This window comes from Bacillus cereus group sp. BfR-BA-01380, assembly GCF_022663535.1.
Taxonomy (GTDB): domain Bacteria; phylum Bacillota; class Bacilli; order Bacillales; family Bacillaceae_G; genus Bacillus_A; species Bacillus_A cereus_BB.
This window is the reverse complement of sequence record NZ_JAKUFS010000049.1, coordinates 1-15,348: the sequence shown is the minus strand read 5'-3', so window position 1 is coordinate 15,348 and position 15,348 is coordinate 1. Positions and strand designations below refer to the sequence as shown.

The following is a 15,348-nucleotide window of genomic DNA, read 5'->3' as shown; positions in this document are numbered from 1 at the left end:
CGTTCATCCTGAGCCAGGATCAAACTCTCCAATAAAGTTTGTCTAGCATCATAAATAAAAATTGACGTTTCACGTTGTTTGTTTCGTTTAGTTTTCAAAGTTCAATGTCGCATTTCAGCGACTTCTATAAGATATCACATTTATCTTTCACCGTCAACTTCTTTTTTCTTTCGTTGTTGACGACGTTTATTAATTTATCACATTAATAGTTTGGACGTCAATATTTTTTTCAAAAAAAAAAAAAAAAAAAAAAAAAAAAAAAAAAAAAAAAAAAAAAAAAAAAAAAAAAAAAATAACCAAGCTCGAAAACAGCAGTTCTTTCTAGCCTGGTAAAATATATAATTTAATGACTATAAGCGCACCGATACCCGGCAAACCTAAAAAACCAGAAACAAATGTAGTACCAACATTAATAGGAAGATGAAAGTTAAATCGCGCTCCTACTATATTTACAGCAAACAACAACAAAGCTCCAATTACAATTTTGACAAGTGATCTGCCTACAAAGCGAAATGGCTTTATAGGAGCACCGACAATTAGTAAAAGAAATATGAGCGTTAATATACCACCAATAATTAAACTATGTTCCATGCGATCCTCTCCCTTACAACTTGTACACTTATATTTGTATGGGAAAAAGAAAAAAAAAGACCGTTAAATTTTTTCTTATAAAATAAAAAGCCGAACTGAAAAACCATTTCCCGTTCGACTTTCCCTTTATAATTGTACCATTTTTACAGGACGTCTTTTCGCTTCCTTTAATAGATAGAAGTACTTCGCTTCCGCCAGTTTCAAATGACACAACACATCCTCTGAAGGCTCAATGCTTTGTTCTACAATTCTCTCCTGACGCATCCACTCTATCTTCACTTGTTCTAACAATACAATTAATTTTTCATCATACTCTTTGCGCAAATTCCCTTTTTTCCAAAAAAACATCTCTCTATTTCTCCTACTTATAATTCTCTGCGACCTTCTAATGCCTTCGATAGCGTTACTTCATCCGCATATTCTAAGTCACCGCCAACTGGTAGCCCGTGTGCAATACGTGTCACTTTAATCCCCGTTGGCTTTAACAGACGAGAAATATACATCGCTGTTGCTTCCCCTTCAATATTTGGGTTTGTTGCCAAAATAACTTCTTGTACTGTTTCATCGTGTAGTCGTTTTAGCAACTGAGGAATATTAATATCTTCTGGACCAACTCCCTCCATCGGAGAAATGGCACCATTCAACACATGATATACTCCCTGATATTCTTTCATCTTCTCCATCGCAATCACATCTTTGGGCTCTTGCACAACACAAACAATCGATTGATCACGATGAGAATCATCACAAATATAACAAGGATCCCGATCTGTTATATGACCACAAACTGAACAATATGTTAAATTTCGCTTTGCATTTACAAGTGATTTCGCAAAATCTAATACGTCATCTTCTTTCATATTTAATACGAAAAAAGCTAAACGAACCGCTGTTTTCGGTCCGATACCTGGCAATTTCATAAAACTATCAATTAACTTCGAGATTGGTTCTGGATAGTGCATCTATGACCAACCTCCTAGAACATACCGCCTGGTAAATTCAATCCTTTTGTAAATTGTCCCATTGTAGAGTTCGATAGGTCTTCTGCTTTCTTTAATGCATCATTTGTCGCAGCTAACACAAGATCTTGCAACATTTCAATATCTTCTGGATCTACAACTTCTTCTTTAATTTTCACTTCTAGAACTTGTTTATGGCCGTTTGCAATAACTGTTACCATACCACCACCAGCTGTTCCTTCAACTGTTTTTTCACCAAGTTCCTCTTGTGCTTTCGCCATTTGCTTTTGCATTTTTTGCATTTGTTTCATCATGTTATTCATATTTCCCATTCCACGCATCATAATAGTTCCTCCTAGTTTTCGCTTAATGGATGTTTAATAGAAAGAAAACTCCATTTAAGACATACTTTATTCTTTTATTTCAATTAATTGTTCTCCAACTATTTTTATAGCCTCTTCTATAAGGGGGTCTTTCGGTTTTTCTGCTTCTTCTGAAGAACCACCTTCATTTTGCAAGAACCCCTCACGAATTTTTCCCCATTCACTTTTAGGAATTGCAATCATTTGCAAATTCTTTCCAAACAGTTCAAAGAGAATTTGCTCTACCGTATCTGTTGCTTCGCGATTCTCGCTCGCCATTTTACAATGAATTTCATACTTAAAAGCAAGAACATAAGAAGTAGTAGACGCTGCGACTGGCTCACTGTTTTCTAACAACACAGCATAAGCGACTTTATTATAATTTTTCAATCGCTCCAACAGTTCACTCCATGCATTTTTCAACTGCTCCAAATCTTTACGAGTTGCTTGCTTTAACACTTCATGAACACGACCAACCGGTATTTTCATACTACCAGAACGGCTTGGCTTTGGCGTAGCCTTTGTTTCTCTCACTTCTTGCTGCATTGAAACTGGTACACCATGCTGTTTCATCTTCTCTAATTCTTGTTCTAACTGCTGCATTCTTTGTAAGACAACCTGCAAGCGATCCGCCCCGTTTACTTTCATCGCAAACTGCTGACACAATTGCACCATAACCACTTCTAAAAAAATACGAGGATGATTTGTCCATTTCATTTCTTGTTGACTTTTACTAAGCGTATGAATAATTTCATAAATTATTTCAGGCTGCATATCCTGACTTAACTTCTGAAATGAATCATCAACAATCACTCTTTCCAACATATCCTCTAGCTGCGGTGAGGTTTGATACAAAAGCATATCTCGGTAATAATAAATGAAGTCTTCCATGAATCGAAGCGGGTCTTTCCCTTGATTCATAATATCATCAACAATACGCAATGCTTTTGATACATCATTTTCATATATACTTTCTACAAGGTTCGCTAAATAACGCTGTGAAACGGAACCTGTAACCGCTAATACATCTTCTACCGTTACCACTTCATCACTATAAGAAATCGCTTGATCAATTAAACTTAATGCATCACGCATACCACCTTCTGCGGCACGTGCTACAATTTGAAGTGCTTCCTCGTCCACCTTCGTTCCTTCGTTGTTCACGACAGTTGTTAATCGTTCTACAATATCTTGTACTGATATTTTCCGGAACTCAAAACGCTGACAACGTGAAATAATTGTCGGTGGAATTTTATGCGGTTCTGTCGTTGCCAAAATAAAGATAACATGCTGCGGAGGTTCTTCTAATGTTTTTAACAGTGCATTAAACGCACCCATCGAAAGCATGTGAACTTCATCAATAATATATACTTTATAGTGAACTTCGCTTGGAGCATATTTTACTTTATCTCTTATATCTCGAATTTCATCTACACCGTTATTCGAAGCCGCATCAATTTCTAATACATCTGAAATAGCACCTTGTGTAATTCCTAAGCATGCAGGACATTGATTACAAGGTTCAGCTGTAGGAGCTTGCTCACAGTTGATTGCTTTTGCAAATACTTTCGCAATTGTTGTTTTCCCTGTTCCTCTTGGGCCAGAGAACACATAAGCATGTGACGCTTTCTCTTGAAGAAGGGCATTTTGCAACGTTTTCGTTACGTGCTTTTGACCGACCACATCTTCAAATTTCTGCGGTCTCCATGTTCGGTATAACGCCTGGTATGACACGAAAATACGGCCTCCCCCAAAGGTTATTCTCTTGTTTATTCCGCTATTCGTAAACAGCAATCTCACCAAAGTTAGGCGGGATACACTGCCCGTAAAAGCCTGATTCGTCCAAACAATAATCAATGGGGGATAAAAATCCCCCATTGATTATTGTTTCACTTTATTATAACCTATTCTGATTCTAGATTCCAAAAGTTATTTTCCATACAAAAAACCCATCCTATTCATATAGGATGGGTTTATATGCATATATAACTGCCGTGCACCTTCTGTCGATTACGTACCATAAGCGTTACTTAAGCAGTTAGCTCGGTTCAGGCACTCCTGCGGCACACGAGAAGACCCGCTTATTGCTGCTTCCTTCCGGACCTGACAAGGTTCACGGGGTCCCGTTGCGCAGGACCCAAACGTCAACACCACTTACTTAAGGCAGACCCTACAGTAACATAACCTCGAGAAGGGATTCGGCCTCGCTAGAGCGGATTGCGAGTATAGGGCACCGCTACCTCCCCGCTTAGCACGGCAAAGTTAAAACCATATTTAGTTGCCTCATTTAAAGGCAATCTCAGTATAACTTGTTTCCTAAAAAATTGCAACGTGTTAGCAAAGAGTATTTTTATCCAACTCTTCCTTCTCTTTCTTCCTCTTTTTACGTAGTTCTCGAAAGAAATTTGTTAGTAAACTTCCGCACTCTTCTTCTAATACACCGGCCACAACTTCGGATTGATGATTAAACCGATCCTCTGTTAATAAATTCATTAATGTACCAGCACATCCACCCTTTGGGTCAGCCGCCCCGTATACAACGCGTTTTACGCGTGATAATACAATGGCACCAGCACACATTGGACACGGTTCTAATGTGACATATAACGTTGCATTTTCTAAACGCCAAGTCCCTAATTTTTTGCAAGCATCATCAATCGCTAACAATTCAGCGTGAGCGACTGATCGCTGCTCTGTTTCACGTAAATTATACGCACGGCTTATTACTTCACCATCCACCACAACAACCGCACCAATTGGTACTTCTTGTATTTCTTCAGCCTTTTTTGCCTCTTCTATCGCAAGTTTCATAAAATAAATATCTTGTTCCATAACAAAGTCCTTTCATCGCAAATAACTTTTCTATATTCAATCCATTCTAAAGAGAAAGGAAGGGAGATTACATATGAAAAATACCGCACTTCTTATTATCGACATGATTAATGACTTCCAATTTTCACACGGACCTATCTTAGCACGAAAATGCAAAAAGATTACAGAATCGATTTTGCAACTTAAACAAAAAATGAAAAATTCCGGCTGTCCAATTATTTACGTAAATGATCATTACCATTTATGGAGAGCTGATATTACTGAACTCATCATCCATTGCACAAATGAATACAGTCAAGACATTATAAAAAAGATTGCACCTGCAAACGATGATTATATTTTTATTAAACCACATTATTCTGCTTTTTATGAAACACCCTTAAACTCATTATTAGGTCATTTAAAAATAGAAAACCTTATCCTAACAGGAGTGGCTGGAAATATATGCATCCTTTTCACCGCAAATGATGCTCATATGAGAAATTATCAATTATATGTACCTGAAGATTGTATTGCCTCCAATTGCGATCAAGATAACAAACATGCCCTGCGTATTATGCAAACCACCTTAAAGGCAAACACTTCTTCATCATTTCATTTACAACTGTAATAACATAAAGACTATCTCTACCTTGAGGCGGGGGCGCATTGCGAGCTAATATCAATTTTTAACTTTTTATGACAAACTAACCCTTTCTCACTCCTCTTATGCTACAATAGTTCTGTTTTGTGCTTTTTATCCGTGTCAAATTATACTTTGAGAGGAGGCAACAGCGTGACTGGAGTACCATTTATTACAGTTGAAGGACCCATTGGCGTCGGAAAAACTTCACTCGCGAAAGCGATATCGACTCACATGCAACTCCATTTATTAAAAGAAATCGTTGATGAAAATCCTTTTTTAGGAAAATTTTATGAGAATATCGAAGAATGGGCTTTTCAATTAGAAATGTTTTTCTTATGCAACCGATATAAGCAATTAGAAGACATTGATACAAAATATTTAAAACAGCAGCTACCTGTTGTGGCAGATTACAATATATTCAAAAACTTAATTTTTGCATCTCAGACATTACATGGTGCCCAATATGAGAAATACATGCAAATTTATCGTATCTTAACACAAGATATGCCAGTTCCCAATGTCATCGTGTATATAACAGCAAGTTTAGAAACACTGCAAAAACGAATTGCAATGCGCGGACGTGAATTCGAAAAAAATATAGATCCTAATTATTTATTGCAACTCATTAAAGATTACGAAATGGCAATGGAAACATTCAAAAAAGATCATCCTGACATCCCCGTATTAAAATTCAATGGAGATAACATGGATTTTGTAAAAAATGAATCGGACTTACATGTAATCTTATCAGCATTACAAAATACACTGACAAAGGAGATTAACCAGTAATGAATTTGAGACAAGAATATGATATTCCAAATGATGCTGTTATTACGATTGCCGGAACAGTCGGTGTCGGAAAATCTACAATGACAAACGCCTTAGCGAATGCACTTGGTTACCGCACATCATTTGAAAAAGTAGACTCTAATCCATATTTAGATAAATTTTACGGAGACTTCACACGTTGGAGCTTCCACTTACAAGTTTATTTCTTAGCAGAACGCTTTAAGGAGCAAAAAAAAATCTTCGAATATGGCGGAGGATTTATTCAAGACCGTTCTATTTATGAAGATACGGGAATTTTCGCCAAAATGCATTATGAAAAAGGGACGATGACTGCTACAGATTATGAAACGTATAAAAGCTTATTTGATGCAATGGTTATGACACCTTACTTCCCACATCCTGATTTACTTATTTACTTAGAAGGATCATTTGAAGATATCGTAGATCGCATTAAAGAGCGCGGAAGACCAATGGAACAACAAACACCAATTGAATATTGGAAAGAAATGCATGAACGCTACGAAAATTGGATTAATGACTTTAATGCTTGTCCTGTATTACGTCTCAATATTAACGAATATGATATTTTACAAAACGAAAATTCAATTGAACCAATTATTAAGAAAATTGGTCGCTTCTTACAACAAACAAGTAAACTTGTAAAATAAAAAAACCCGTGCAATCGCACGGGTTTTCCTATAAGTTTAATTTTTCTTTTTCGTCGGAGCAATAATTTCACTCTCTGATTTCCCTGCATTAATACGCTGACGTACAGTACTTACACTAATATTATATGCTTCAGCAATTTCTTTTACCGTCATTTCTTTACCGTTAATAACAGCTGTAATTACTTTACGTTTTGAATCAGCCTTTTTCTCAACTTGTTTTGGCGCTTCTACTTTCTTCACTTCTTTTTTCACATCACAGATGCAACCACAAAGTTTACGAAATGTTTCATCACTTACAATACGCGATACATTTGCAGCACTGTTTAAAATTTTATTTTTCTTGCAAACGGGGCATTGTACATAATATAGTGTTTTTCCGTCAAGCGGAAACGTTTGTATAATAATATCCATGGCCATGGTAGCTCCTTTCATATCTATGAAGATAATCCTCGGAATATGAGTGTTCCTATAAGAGGTTCATTCTCCTATATGCTACTTCCTGATTGGTTAAAATAAAAACTCGTTACCAACACGTAACGAGTTCTCCAATCTCCACTTATATGCGCTGTTGTCAATTATATATGGCGGAGGAAGAGGGATTCGAACCCCCGCGCGGCTCACACCGCCTGTCGGTTTTCAAGACCGATCCCTTCAGCCAGACTTGGGTATTCCTCCGTGTTGATATGACATGAAATATAATATCAAAAGAAAAATGGTTCGTCAACCCTACTATAATAGATAATCTAAAAAAGGAAAGAGATTTTTTCTCTTTCCTTTTCTCATAAAATGTATCCTACTCTACTAAGTAGTTTTGGGGTTATTATCCTACAACAACTATGAATGTATATTAATGAGAATGAATTTATTTAATTACTGTTTTTCCTCCCATATAAGGACGAAGAACTTCTGGAATGATAATAGAACCATCTTCTTGTTGGTAGTTCTCTAAAACAGCAGCTACCGTACGACCAATTGCAAGTCCAGATCCATTTAATGTATGAACATGCTCTGGTTTCGCTTTTGTGTCACGGCGGAAACGGATATTTGCACGACGTGCTTGGAATGCTTCAAAGTTACTACAAGAAGAAATTTCACGATATGTACCATAGCTAGGAATCCATACTTCAATATCATATTTCTTCGCTGCCGTAAATCCTAAATCTCCTGTGCACATACTCATCACACGGTATGGAAGACCTAATAATTGTAATACGCGCTCTGCATCATTTGTTAATTTTTCTAGTTCTTCATAAGAATCTTCAGGCTTCACAAATTTCACAAGCTCTACTTTATTAAATTGGTGCTGACGAATTAAACCACGTGTATCACGACCAGCAGATCCTGCTTCAGAACGGAAGCATGCGCTAAACGCTGCATAACGAATTGGCAATTGTTCACCATTTAAAATTTCATCACGATGCAAGTTTGTTACAGGTACTTCAGCCGTAGGAATTAAGAAATAGTCTTCACTCTCAATACGAAACGCGTCTTCTTCAAACTTCGGAAGTTGCCCTGTACCTGTCATACTTGCACGATTTACCATATACGGAGGTAAAATTTCTTCATATCCATGTTCCTCTGTGTGAAGATCAAGCATGAAGTTAAATAAAGCACGTTCTAACTTTGCACCTGCACCTTTATAAAATACAAAACGGCTACCTGTTACTTTCCCAGCGCGTTCAAAGTCTAGCACTCCTAAATCTGTTGCAAGATCCCAATGTGGCTTTGGTTCAAACGTAAATTCCGGAACGTCTCCCCATGTACGAACTTGCACATTATCATCTTCTGTTTCACCATTTGGTGTAGATTCATGTGGAATGTTTGGAATAGATAACATTAATCGCTCAAGATCTTCTTCAACTGTACGAAGCTCATTATCAAGCTCTTTAACTTTATCGCTTACTTCACGCATTTCTAAGATAAGCGCCTCTGCATCTTTCTTTTCACGTTTTAATACAGAAATTTGTTGAGATACCTCATTACGTTTGCTTTTTAGCTCTTCCGTTTGTACAAGTAATTCTCTTCTTTTTATGTCTAATTCTTCAAAACGACCAAAATCTGTTAAATCTTCGCCTCTATGTTGCAGTTTCGCTTTTACTTCTTCAAAGTTTGCACGTAAAAATTTAATATCAAGCATAATATTTCCTCCTTTATTTTTACAAAAATAAAAAACTCCCGTCCCTGTACAAAGGGACGGGAGTTAACCCGCGTTGCCACCCTAATTGAAAGCATAATTGCTTTCCTCTCAAGTAGAGATAACGGCTCTTCACCGGAAATGTTTACTAACCAACAGGCTGTTCCACATTTCACTCCAGGATGGATTCACAAGTCGCTTCTATCGGTTTCCACCAGCCACCGACTCTCTATAAGAAACGTCTCTTGCTACTACTTCCTATCAACACATTTATCATATAAAATAGTTACCATCAATTTACTATAATCTTACACAAGTTTCAAGTCACTTATACAGCTTTTTTCATTTTTGCTTCCTTTACCATCTCTACAAAATAAGCTGTAACACGATGATCATCTGTTAACTCTGGATGGAAAGAAGCTGCTAATAAATGATTTTGACGAACCGCGACCATACGATCTTCAAATGTGCATAATACTTCTATATGATCTTCTACATCTGCAACATATGGCGCACGAATAAATACGCCAATAAAGTCTTCGCCTACTCCTTTCATCGAAAGAGCAGCCTCAAAACTATCTTTTTGGCGGCCAAACGCATTGCGTTCAACTGTAATATCCATTACACCAATATGTGATTCCTCATATCCAACAAGGTTCTTTGCAAGTAAGATCATACCTGCACATGTACCAAACATCGGTTTTCCTACTTTAGCAAATTCACGAAGAGATTCCATGAAACCATATTTATCAATAAGACGGCGCATCGTTGTACTTTCACCGCCTGGTAAAATAAGTCCATCTACTTCCTCTAATTGCTCTGTACGCTTCACAATCACTGCTTGTGCACCAACTGCTTCTATTGCACGCACATGTTCACGAACCGCTCCTTGAAGTCCTAATACACCGATTGTAACCATTCTAAAAACTCCTTTAATTACCAACCACGCTCTTGCATGCGTTGTTCTGGTAATAATGTTGAAATTTCAACACCTTTCATTGCATTACCTAGTCCTTTAGAAAGGCGAGCGATTAATTCATAATCTTCATAATGCGTTGTTGCTTCAACAATCGCACGTGCAAATTTTTCTGGGTTTTCTGATTTAAAAATACCAGAACCTACGAATACACCATCTGCACCTAGTTGCATCATTAATGCAGCGTCTGCTGGCGTTGCAACACCACCTGCTGCAAAGTTTACAACTGGCAAGCGGCCAAGGCGCTTAATTTCAAGTAATACTTCATAAGGAGCACCAGTATTTTTTGCATATGTCATTAATTCATCTTCGCGCAGACTTGCAACTTGACGAATTTCTGCGTTTACTTGACGCATATGACGTACAGCCTCTACGATATTCCCTGTTCCAGGCTCACCTTTCGTACGAAGCATTGATGCACCTTCAGCAATACGGCGTGCTGCTTCACCGATATCACGGCATCCACATACAAATGGGACAGTATAATCACGTTTATTTAGATGGTACACTTCATCAGCTGGAGTTAATACTTCACTCTCGTCAATATAGTCTACTCCTAACGATTCAAGTACACGCGCTTCCACAAGATGACCAATACGACATTTTGCCATAACTGGAATTGACACAGCACCCATCACTTCTTCTACAATTGTTGGATCTGCCATACGCGAAACGCCGCCTGCTGCACGAATATCAGCTGGAACACGTTCTAATGCCATAACAGCAACCGCACCTGCTGCTTCTGCAATTTTTGCTTGTTCAGCGTTGACTACGTCCATGATGACGCCGCCTTTTTGCATTTCTGCCATTCCACGTTTTACACGCTCTGTTCCTGTTACATTTATCATGTACAAAAACCTCCCTAGGTGAATTGCTTTTCCCCGCTCACGGCGAAAAGTAAGAATACTCTTACATTCTACCATTATCTATTGGAGATTTGTCCACTATTTTTTAATAAAGTGAAACTTCCATCGGTGGGGATTTTTCCCTTCCCCACTGATGGAGAGACCGCTCAATCGGGCGATACCAGCAATGTTCTCCACCTATCTTCTTTAGAAAAGCGGAAGCGGCTCGTTCAGAATGTGAGGGGGATGGAGCTTCTGACGTAGAGGTGTTTTTTACCTCGTAGGAAGAAGCGAAGCCACCAAACATTCTAGCCACTGGAGCTGGACAATGCTCTCTCTCAATCTTGAGGTGGGGGTTTTACTGTCTGTTAATGCTGGATCAAGTCGGTACGAAAAATAGAAAATTAAAAAGCCCCCTTATCGGGAGCTTTTAGAACCAACCTTTTACAGTATCCACTGTACCATTCCATATACCACTAAAGAAAGAACCAATGCTTCGCATAGAAAGAACAAACCAATTCGCCTTTTCTACTTCTTGTTTTGTTACAAGGTCTACTTGCATTGATTTACCAGTTAAAAATCCTACATCATTGGCATCTTTTGCTGATACGGTCATATAACCAAGTGTTGTACCTTTTTTAACTGGTGCCTCATTCTCTTTATTTACTGCTTTAAAATCTGTTTTATAAATATCTTGATTACCCTTTGGCATTGGAAGTACAACTTCTTCCTTCGTCTGCACCGATACCTCTGTATCTTTTGCTTTATTTACATGAACTGTTTCATGACTTTTTACTTGAGAACCTTTTGAATATACCGTTTTCGTTTGGAAATTTGTAAAACCGTAATCAAATAGTTTCTTCGTTTCATCAAAACGAGCTGTCTCAGAATTTGTTTTAATAACAACAGAGATTAAACGCATACCATTACGCTCTGCTGTACCTGTAAAGCAATAACCTGCTTGATCAGTATGACCTGTCTTTAAGCCATCTACGCCTTCATATCCCTTAACTAACCCTTTTAACATCCAATTCCAGTTTGACATATCAATTGGATATTTTCCACCTTTTTGGAATGTCATTTTTGGAATTTTCGCTGTGTCAAGAACCTTTGGATAATCTTGAAGTAAATGTTGCGCTAACAAAGCGCAGTCTTTAGCAGACATTTCATTTTCTTCATCCGGGCTTGTACCTTCAGGTTGTTTTCCTTTTAAATCCTTATTAATTAATCCTGTAGAATTCACAAATTTATAATTTTGTAATCCTAGTTGCTTTGCTTTATCATTCATCATTTTAGCAAAATTGGCTTCTGAACCACCAATTAATTCTGCTAAAGCAATTGTTGCACCATTGGCAGAGTAAATTGCCATTGCTTCATATAATTCTTTTACTGTATACGCACCACCGTTTTCTAAAGGAACATTTGATAAAGAACGATCTTGCGAAATTATATGAGCGTACTCAGAAATCTTCGTTTTTTGATCCCACTTAATTTTACCTTTTGCTATTGCTTCATGAACTAAGTATTCAGTCATCATTTTTGTCATACTTGCAATTGCTAATCGTTCATCTGGATTTTTTTGATATAAAACTTTCCCAGATTTCGCTTCCACTAAAATAGCTGCACCTGCTTCAACATTCAACGCAGAATTTGTTTCTGCAAACGCACTGCTGTATGTAAAAAACATGCTGCATAATAGTGTAAGTACTGTTACAATCGCAATCATTTGCTTATGAAACATACCTTTCACTGTTGTTACCCCCAATACATTTGTACTCACATAAACGTTATTCTAACACAATCAAAAAAAAATAGACAGAGATACTAAATCTCTGTCTATTTTTATATCAGACATTATAATGAATAGTTTGGTGCTTCTTTTGTAATTTGAACATCATGTGGATGACTTTCACGTAATCCAGCACCTGACATACGGATAAACTGTGCATTTTCACGCAGGAATGTTAAATCAGCTGCACCGCAATATCCCATACCTGCACGTAATCCACCAACCAATTGGTGTACTGTATCTGCTAAATGACCTTTAAACGGAACGCGGCCTTCAATTCCTTCTGGAACAAGTTTTTTATTACCTTCTTGGAAGTAACGATCTTTACTTCCTTTTTCCATTGCTCCAACAGAACCCATACCACGATATACTTTAAATTGACGACCTTGGTAAATTTCTGTATCTCCAGGGCTTTCTGCTACACCAGCAAACATACTTCCAAGCATAACAACGTGTGCACCTGCTGCTAATGCCTTTACAATATCACCAGAATATTTAATTCCACCATCAGCAATTACTGGAACACCGTACTTCCGAGCTTCTGTTGCACAGTCATACACTGCTGTTAATTGAGGAACACCAACACCAGCTACAACGCGTGTTGTACAAATAGAACCTGGTCCAATACCAACTTTAACAATGTTCGCACCTGCTTCAATTAATTCGCGAGTTGCTTCCGCTGTTGCAACGTTACCAGCAATAATATTCAATGTAGGATATTTAGCTCGAACTTCTTTTACTTTGTCAGCTACATTTTTGTGATGTCCATGAGCTGTGTCAAGAACAATTACATCAACATTTGCTTTTACTAATGCATCGATACGTTGCATTGCATCAGCTGTTACTCCAACAGCTCCCCCTACTAATAAACGACCTTGTTTATCTTTCGCAGAGTTTGGAAACTCGATTACTTTTTCAATATCTTTAATTGTAATCAAGCCTTGTAATACACCGTTATCATCAACAAGAGGAAGTTTTTCAATTTTATGTTTTTGTAAGATTTTTTCAGCATCTTCTAGTGTAGTATGAACTGGAGCTGTAATTAAGTTCTCTTTCGTCATTACATCGGAAATCTTAATTGAATAATCTTGGATAAAACGCATATCACGGTTTGTAATAATCCCTACAAGTTTTCTTTCTTCTGTATCATTTACAATTGGAACACCTGAAATGCGATATTTTCCCATCAAATGTTCTGCATCGTATACTTGATGATCTGGAGTTAAAAAGAAAGGATCTGTAATAACGCCGCTTTCAGAACGTTTTACTTTATCAACTTGCTCAGCTTGTTGCTCGATAGACATATTTTTATGAATAACTCCAATTCCACCTTGACGAGCCATTGCAATAGCCATCTCAGCTTCTGTTACCGTATCCATCCCCGCACTAATTAAAGGAATATTTAATTGTAAAGTTTCGGATAAAACTGTTTTTATACTTACCTCTCTTGGTAATACATCCGATTTAGCTGGTACAAGTAATACATCATCAAACGTTAAACCTTCTTTAACAAATTTAGATTCCCACATAAATGATTCCCCCCATGATACCTGAAATTATTATTAGTAGCTTAACAATTGGTTAAAATACTGTCAAGAAAGACTTTATATGTTAGAATTTTCTAAAAATAAAAGGAGAGTATATATGCAACATTCTACAATCATTTGGCAGAAATTAAGCTTTTTTCTTTCTTCTACTCACACGCAACATTATCTTACCCATTGCTATAAAAAATTAGGTAATACAAATACTGAAAAAAAAAGTTTTGAAAATTGTTACCCTTTTATTTATTACTTAGAGCACGGAAAAAATTATTACCAATTATGTAATACCGCTCCATTTTCCATTAAACCAGTATTACTGTTTTATGGAATGAGCCAGCTTCTAAAAGCTTGTTTGCTTACAGTTGATCCTAATTATCCAGAATCAACTTCTGTATTAGCACATGGGGTTACAACAAGAAAGAGAAAAAAACAGAGTTATCAATTTATAGATGATGAAGTGAAGATCCAAAAAAACGGACTATTCACTCAAGTTGCAGAACAAATGTTTCACATGAAACATTTAGAAGGAGAAAAATATACAATGGAAGAGTTACTGCAGCGTATCGCTGAATTAGCAGATTTATTCTTATACAGCAAAAGAAAAAATAACCTATATAAACTAGATGCAGTGGCGGACAATACCTTTACTTTTCCCACTCACATTTTAGATACTTTTCATATGACTGAAGAACGTTTTATACGGTATATAGAGGGGACTTGCAAACATCTTAGCATTCGATATACAAACATGATAGAAAGTGACTCACATTTGCATTTCTCAGCTCCCATGAAGCAGTGGAATTCATTATACAGTGCTCCCCTTACATACAATCATTATACAAATACTTATTATTTACCTGCTAATAGCGAAACAACCCCTGTTCTTCCAGAATTACTTATACACTATCTTTTGCTTTATAACTTAAGTATGATTTCCCGCTATGAAACAGACTGGTGGTACGATTTACTTGGAAGTTATGCTTCTGAAGATTATCCGTTCATCTTTCAATTTCTAGCTGTTACAGCGGAAAAAGTACCGTACTACATTTATTTATATCTAATGAGTCAACATAACGTGATTTCTTAGGAAATAAAAAAAGACGAGTCAATTGACTCGTCTTTTGTTTGCCTGGCAACGTCCTACTCTCACAGGGACAAAGTCCCAACTACCATCGGCGCTAGAGAGCTTAACTTCCGTGTTCGGTATGGGAACGGGTGTGACCTCTCTGCCATC

Annotated in this window: 16 protein-coding genes, 1 tRNA gene, 1 rRNA gene, 1 other RNA gene and 1 other annotated feature; of the genes, 4 read left to right on the top strand and 15 right to left on the bottom strand. The window is 37.2% G+C overall.

The genetic code is table 11. The features are described from left to right. Nucleotides 1-321: 321 nt before the first annotated feature. The 7 genes from MR076_RS25040 to tadA form a co-directional block, all read right to left on the bottom strand. On the bottom strand, nt 322-591 hold the full coding sequence (locus MR076_RS25040; RefSeq protein WP_242225259.1) for a pro-sigmaK processing inhibitor BofA family protein: 270 nt from the start codon (nt 589-591) through the stop codon (nt 322-324). A 126-nt stretch (nt 592-717) separates the two neighbouring features. Next, nucleotides 718-939, bottom strand: a complete 222-nt coding sequence (locus tag MR076_RS25035; protein ID WP_242225258.1) for a YaaL family protein — start codon at nt 937-939, stop codon at nt 718-720. 17 nt (nt 940-956) lie between these two features. Continuing rightward, entirely contained in the window at nt 957-1,553 is a 597-nt protein-coding gene (recR, locus tag MR076_RS25030) for a recombination protein RecR (protein WP_242225257.1), read from the bottom strand. 14 nt (nt 1,554-1,567) lie between these two features. Further along, nucleotides 1,568-1,894: a YbaB/EbfC family nucleoid-associated protein gene (locus MR076_RS25025; RefSeq protein WP_242225256.1), complete on the bottom strand. Its 327-nt coding sequence runs from the start codon at nt 1,892-1,894 to the stop codon at nt 1,568-1,570. A 66-nt stretch (nt 1,895-1,960) separates the two neighbouring features. Beyond that, complete coding sequence (dnaX, locus tag MR076_RS25020) at nt 1,961-3,646, bottom strand: DNA polymerase III subunit gamma/tau (protein ID WP_242225255.1); 1,686 nt, start codon at nt 3,644-3,646, stop codon at nt 1,961-1,963. A 258-nt stretch (nt 3,647-3,904) separates the two neighbouring features. Then, nucleotides 3,905-4,169: signal recognition particle sRNA large type (gene ffs / locus MR076_RS25015), an RNA gene on the bottom strand. Nucleotides 4,170-4,246: 77 nt separating this feature from the next. Then, nucleotides 4,247-4,744, bottom strand: coding sequence for a tRNA adenosine(34) deaminase TadA (tadA, locus tag MR076_RS25010; protein WP_242225254.1), 498 nt, complete (start codon nt 4,742-4,744; stop codon nt 4,247-4,249). 73 nt (nt 4,745-4,817) lie between these two features. Here tadA and MR076_RS25005 point away from each other — a divergent pair, with 73 nt between their 5' ends. The 3 genes from MR076_RS25005 (at nt 4,818) to MR076_RS24995 (ending at nt 6,826) form a co-directional block, all read left to right on the top strand. Then, complete coding sequence (locus MR076_RS25005; RefSeq protein ID WP_242225253.1) at nt 4,818-5,354, top strand: cysteine hydrolase family protein; 537 nt, start codon at nt 4,818-4,820, stop codon at nt 5,352-5,354. Nucleotides 5,355-5,519: 165 nt separating this feature from the next. Then, entirely contained in the window at nt 5,520-6,158 is a 639-nt protein-coding gene (locus MR076_RS25000) for a deoxynucleoside kinase (protein WP_242225252.1), read from the top strand. Then, nucleotides 6,158-6,826: a deoxynucleoside kinase gene (locus MR076_RS24995; protein ID WP_242225251.1), complete on the top strand. Its 669-nt coding sequence runs from the start codon at nt 6,158-6,160 to the stop codon at nt 6,824-6,826. The genes MR076_RS25000 and MR076_RS24995 overlap by 1 nt, the downstream gene beginning before the upstream one ends. A 36-nt stretch (nt 6,827-6,862) precedes the next feature. On the opposite strand, the gene MR076_RS24990 is transcribed toward MR076_RS24995, so the two are convergent. The 7 genes from MR076_RS24990 to guaB all read right to left on the bottom strand — a co-directional run bounded on the left by MR076_RS24990 (nt 6,863) and on the right by guaB (nt 14,099). Further along, nucleotides 6,863-7,237 (bottom strand): sigma factor-like helix-turn-helix DNA-binding protein, encoded by a 375-nt coding sequence (locus tag MR076_RS24990; protein WP_242225250.1) that lies wholly within the window; start codon nt 7,235-7,237, stop codon nt 6,863-6,865. Between the two features lie 171 nt (nt 7,238-7,408). Further along, nucleotides 7,409-7,501 (bottom strand) — tRNA-Ser (locus MR076_RS24985). 187 nt (nt 7,502-7,688) lie between these two features. After that, nucleotides 7,689-8,963, bottom strand: a complete 1,275-nt coding sequence (gene serS / locus MR076_RS24980) for a serine--tRNA ligase (RefSeq protein ID WP_242225249.1) — start codon at nt 8,961-8,963, stop codon at nt 7,689-7,691. 49 nt (nt 8,964-9,012) lie between these two features. Continuing rightward, nucleotides 9,013-9,234, bottom strand: a binding site (T-box leader). A gap of 54 nt (nt 9,235-9,288) precedes the next feature. Then, entirely contained in the window at nt 9,289-9,879 is a 591-nt protein-coding gene (pdxT, locus tag MR076_RS24975; RefSeq protein WP_242225248.1) for a pyridoxal 5'-phosphate synthase glutaminase subunit PdxT, read from the bottom strand. A 17-nt stretch (nt 9,880-9,896) separates the two neighbouring features. Next, complete coding sequence (pdxS, locus tag MR076_RS24970) at nt 9,897-10,781, bottom strand: pyridoxal 5'-phosphate synthase lyase subunit PdxS (protein WP_211482641.1); 885 nt, start codon at nt 10,779-10,781, stop codon at nt 9,897-9,899. 430 nt (nt 10,782-11,211) lie between these two features. Then, nucleotides 11,212-12,531, bottom strand: coding sequence for a D-alanyl-D-alanine carboxypeptidase family protein (locus MR076_RS24965; RefSeq protein ID WP_313897368.1), 1,320 nt, complete (start codon nt 12,529-12,531; stop codon nt 11,212-11,214). Nucleotides 12,532-12,635: 104 nt separating this feature from the next. Beyond that, nucleotides 12,636-14,099 (bottom strand): IMP dehydrogenase, encoded by a 1,464-nt coding sequence (gene guaB, locus MR076_RS24960; RefSeq protein ID WP_242225247.1) that lies wholly within the window; start codon nt 14,097-14,099, stop codon nt 12,636-12,638. A 115-nt stretch (nt 14,100-14,214) separates the two neighbouring features. Here guaB and MR076_RS24955 point away from each other — a divergent pair, with 115 nt between their 5' ends. Continuing rightward, nucleotides 14,215-15,201, top strand: a complete 987-nt coding sequence (locus tag MR076_RS24955) for a YaaC family protein (protein ID WP_242225246.1) — start codon at nt 14,215-14,217, stop codon at nt 15,199-15,201. A 40-nt stretch (nt 15,202-15,241) separates the two neighbouring features. Here the strand turns inward: MR076_RS24955 and rrf are convergent. Next, nucleotides 15,242-15,348: ribosomal RNA gene (gene rrf / locus MR076_RS24950) — 5S ribosomal RNA — on the bottom strand; the annotation flags it as partial.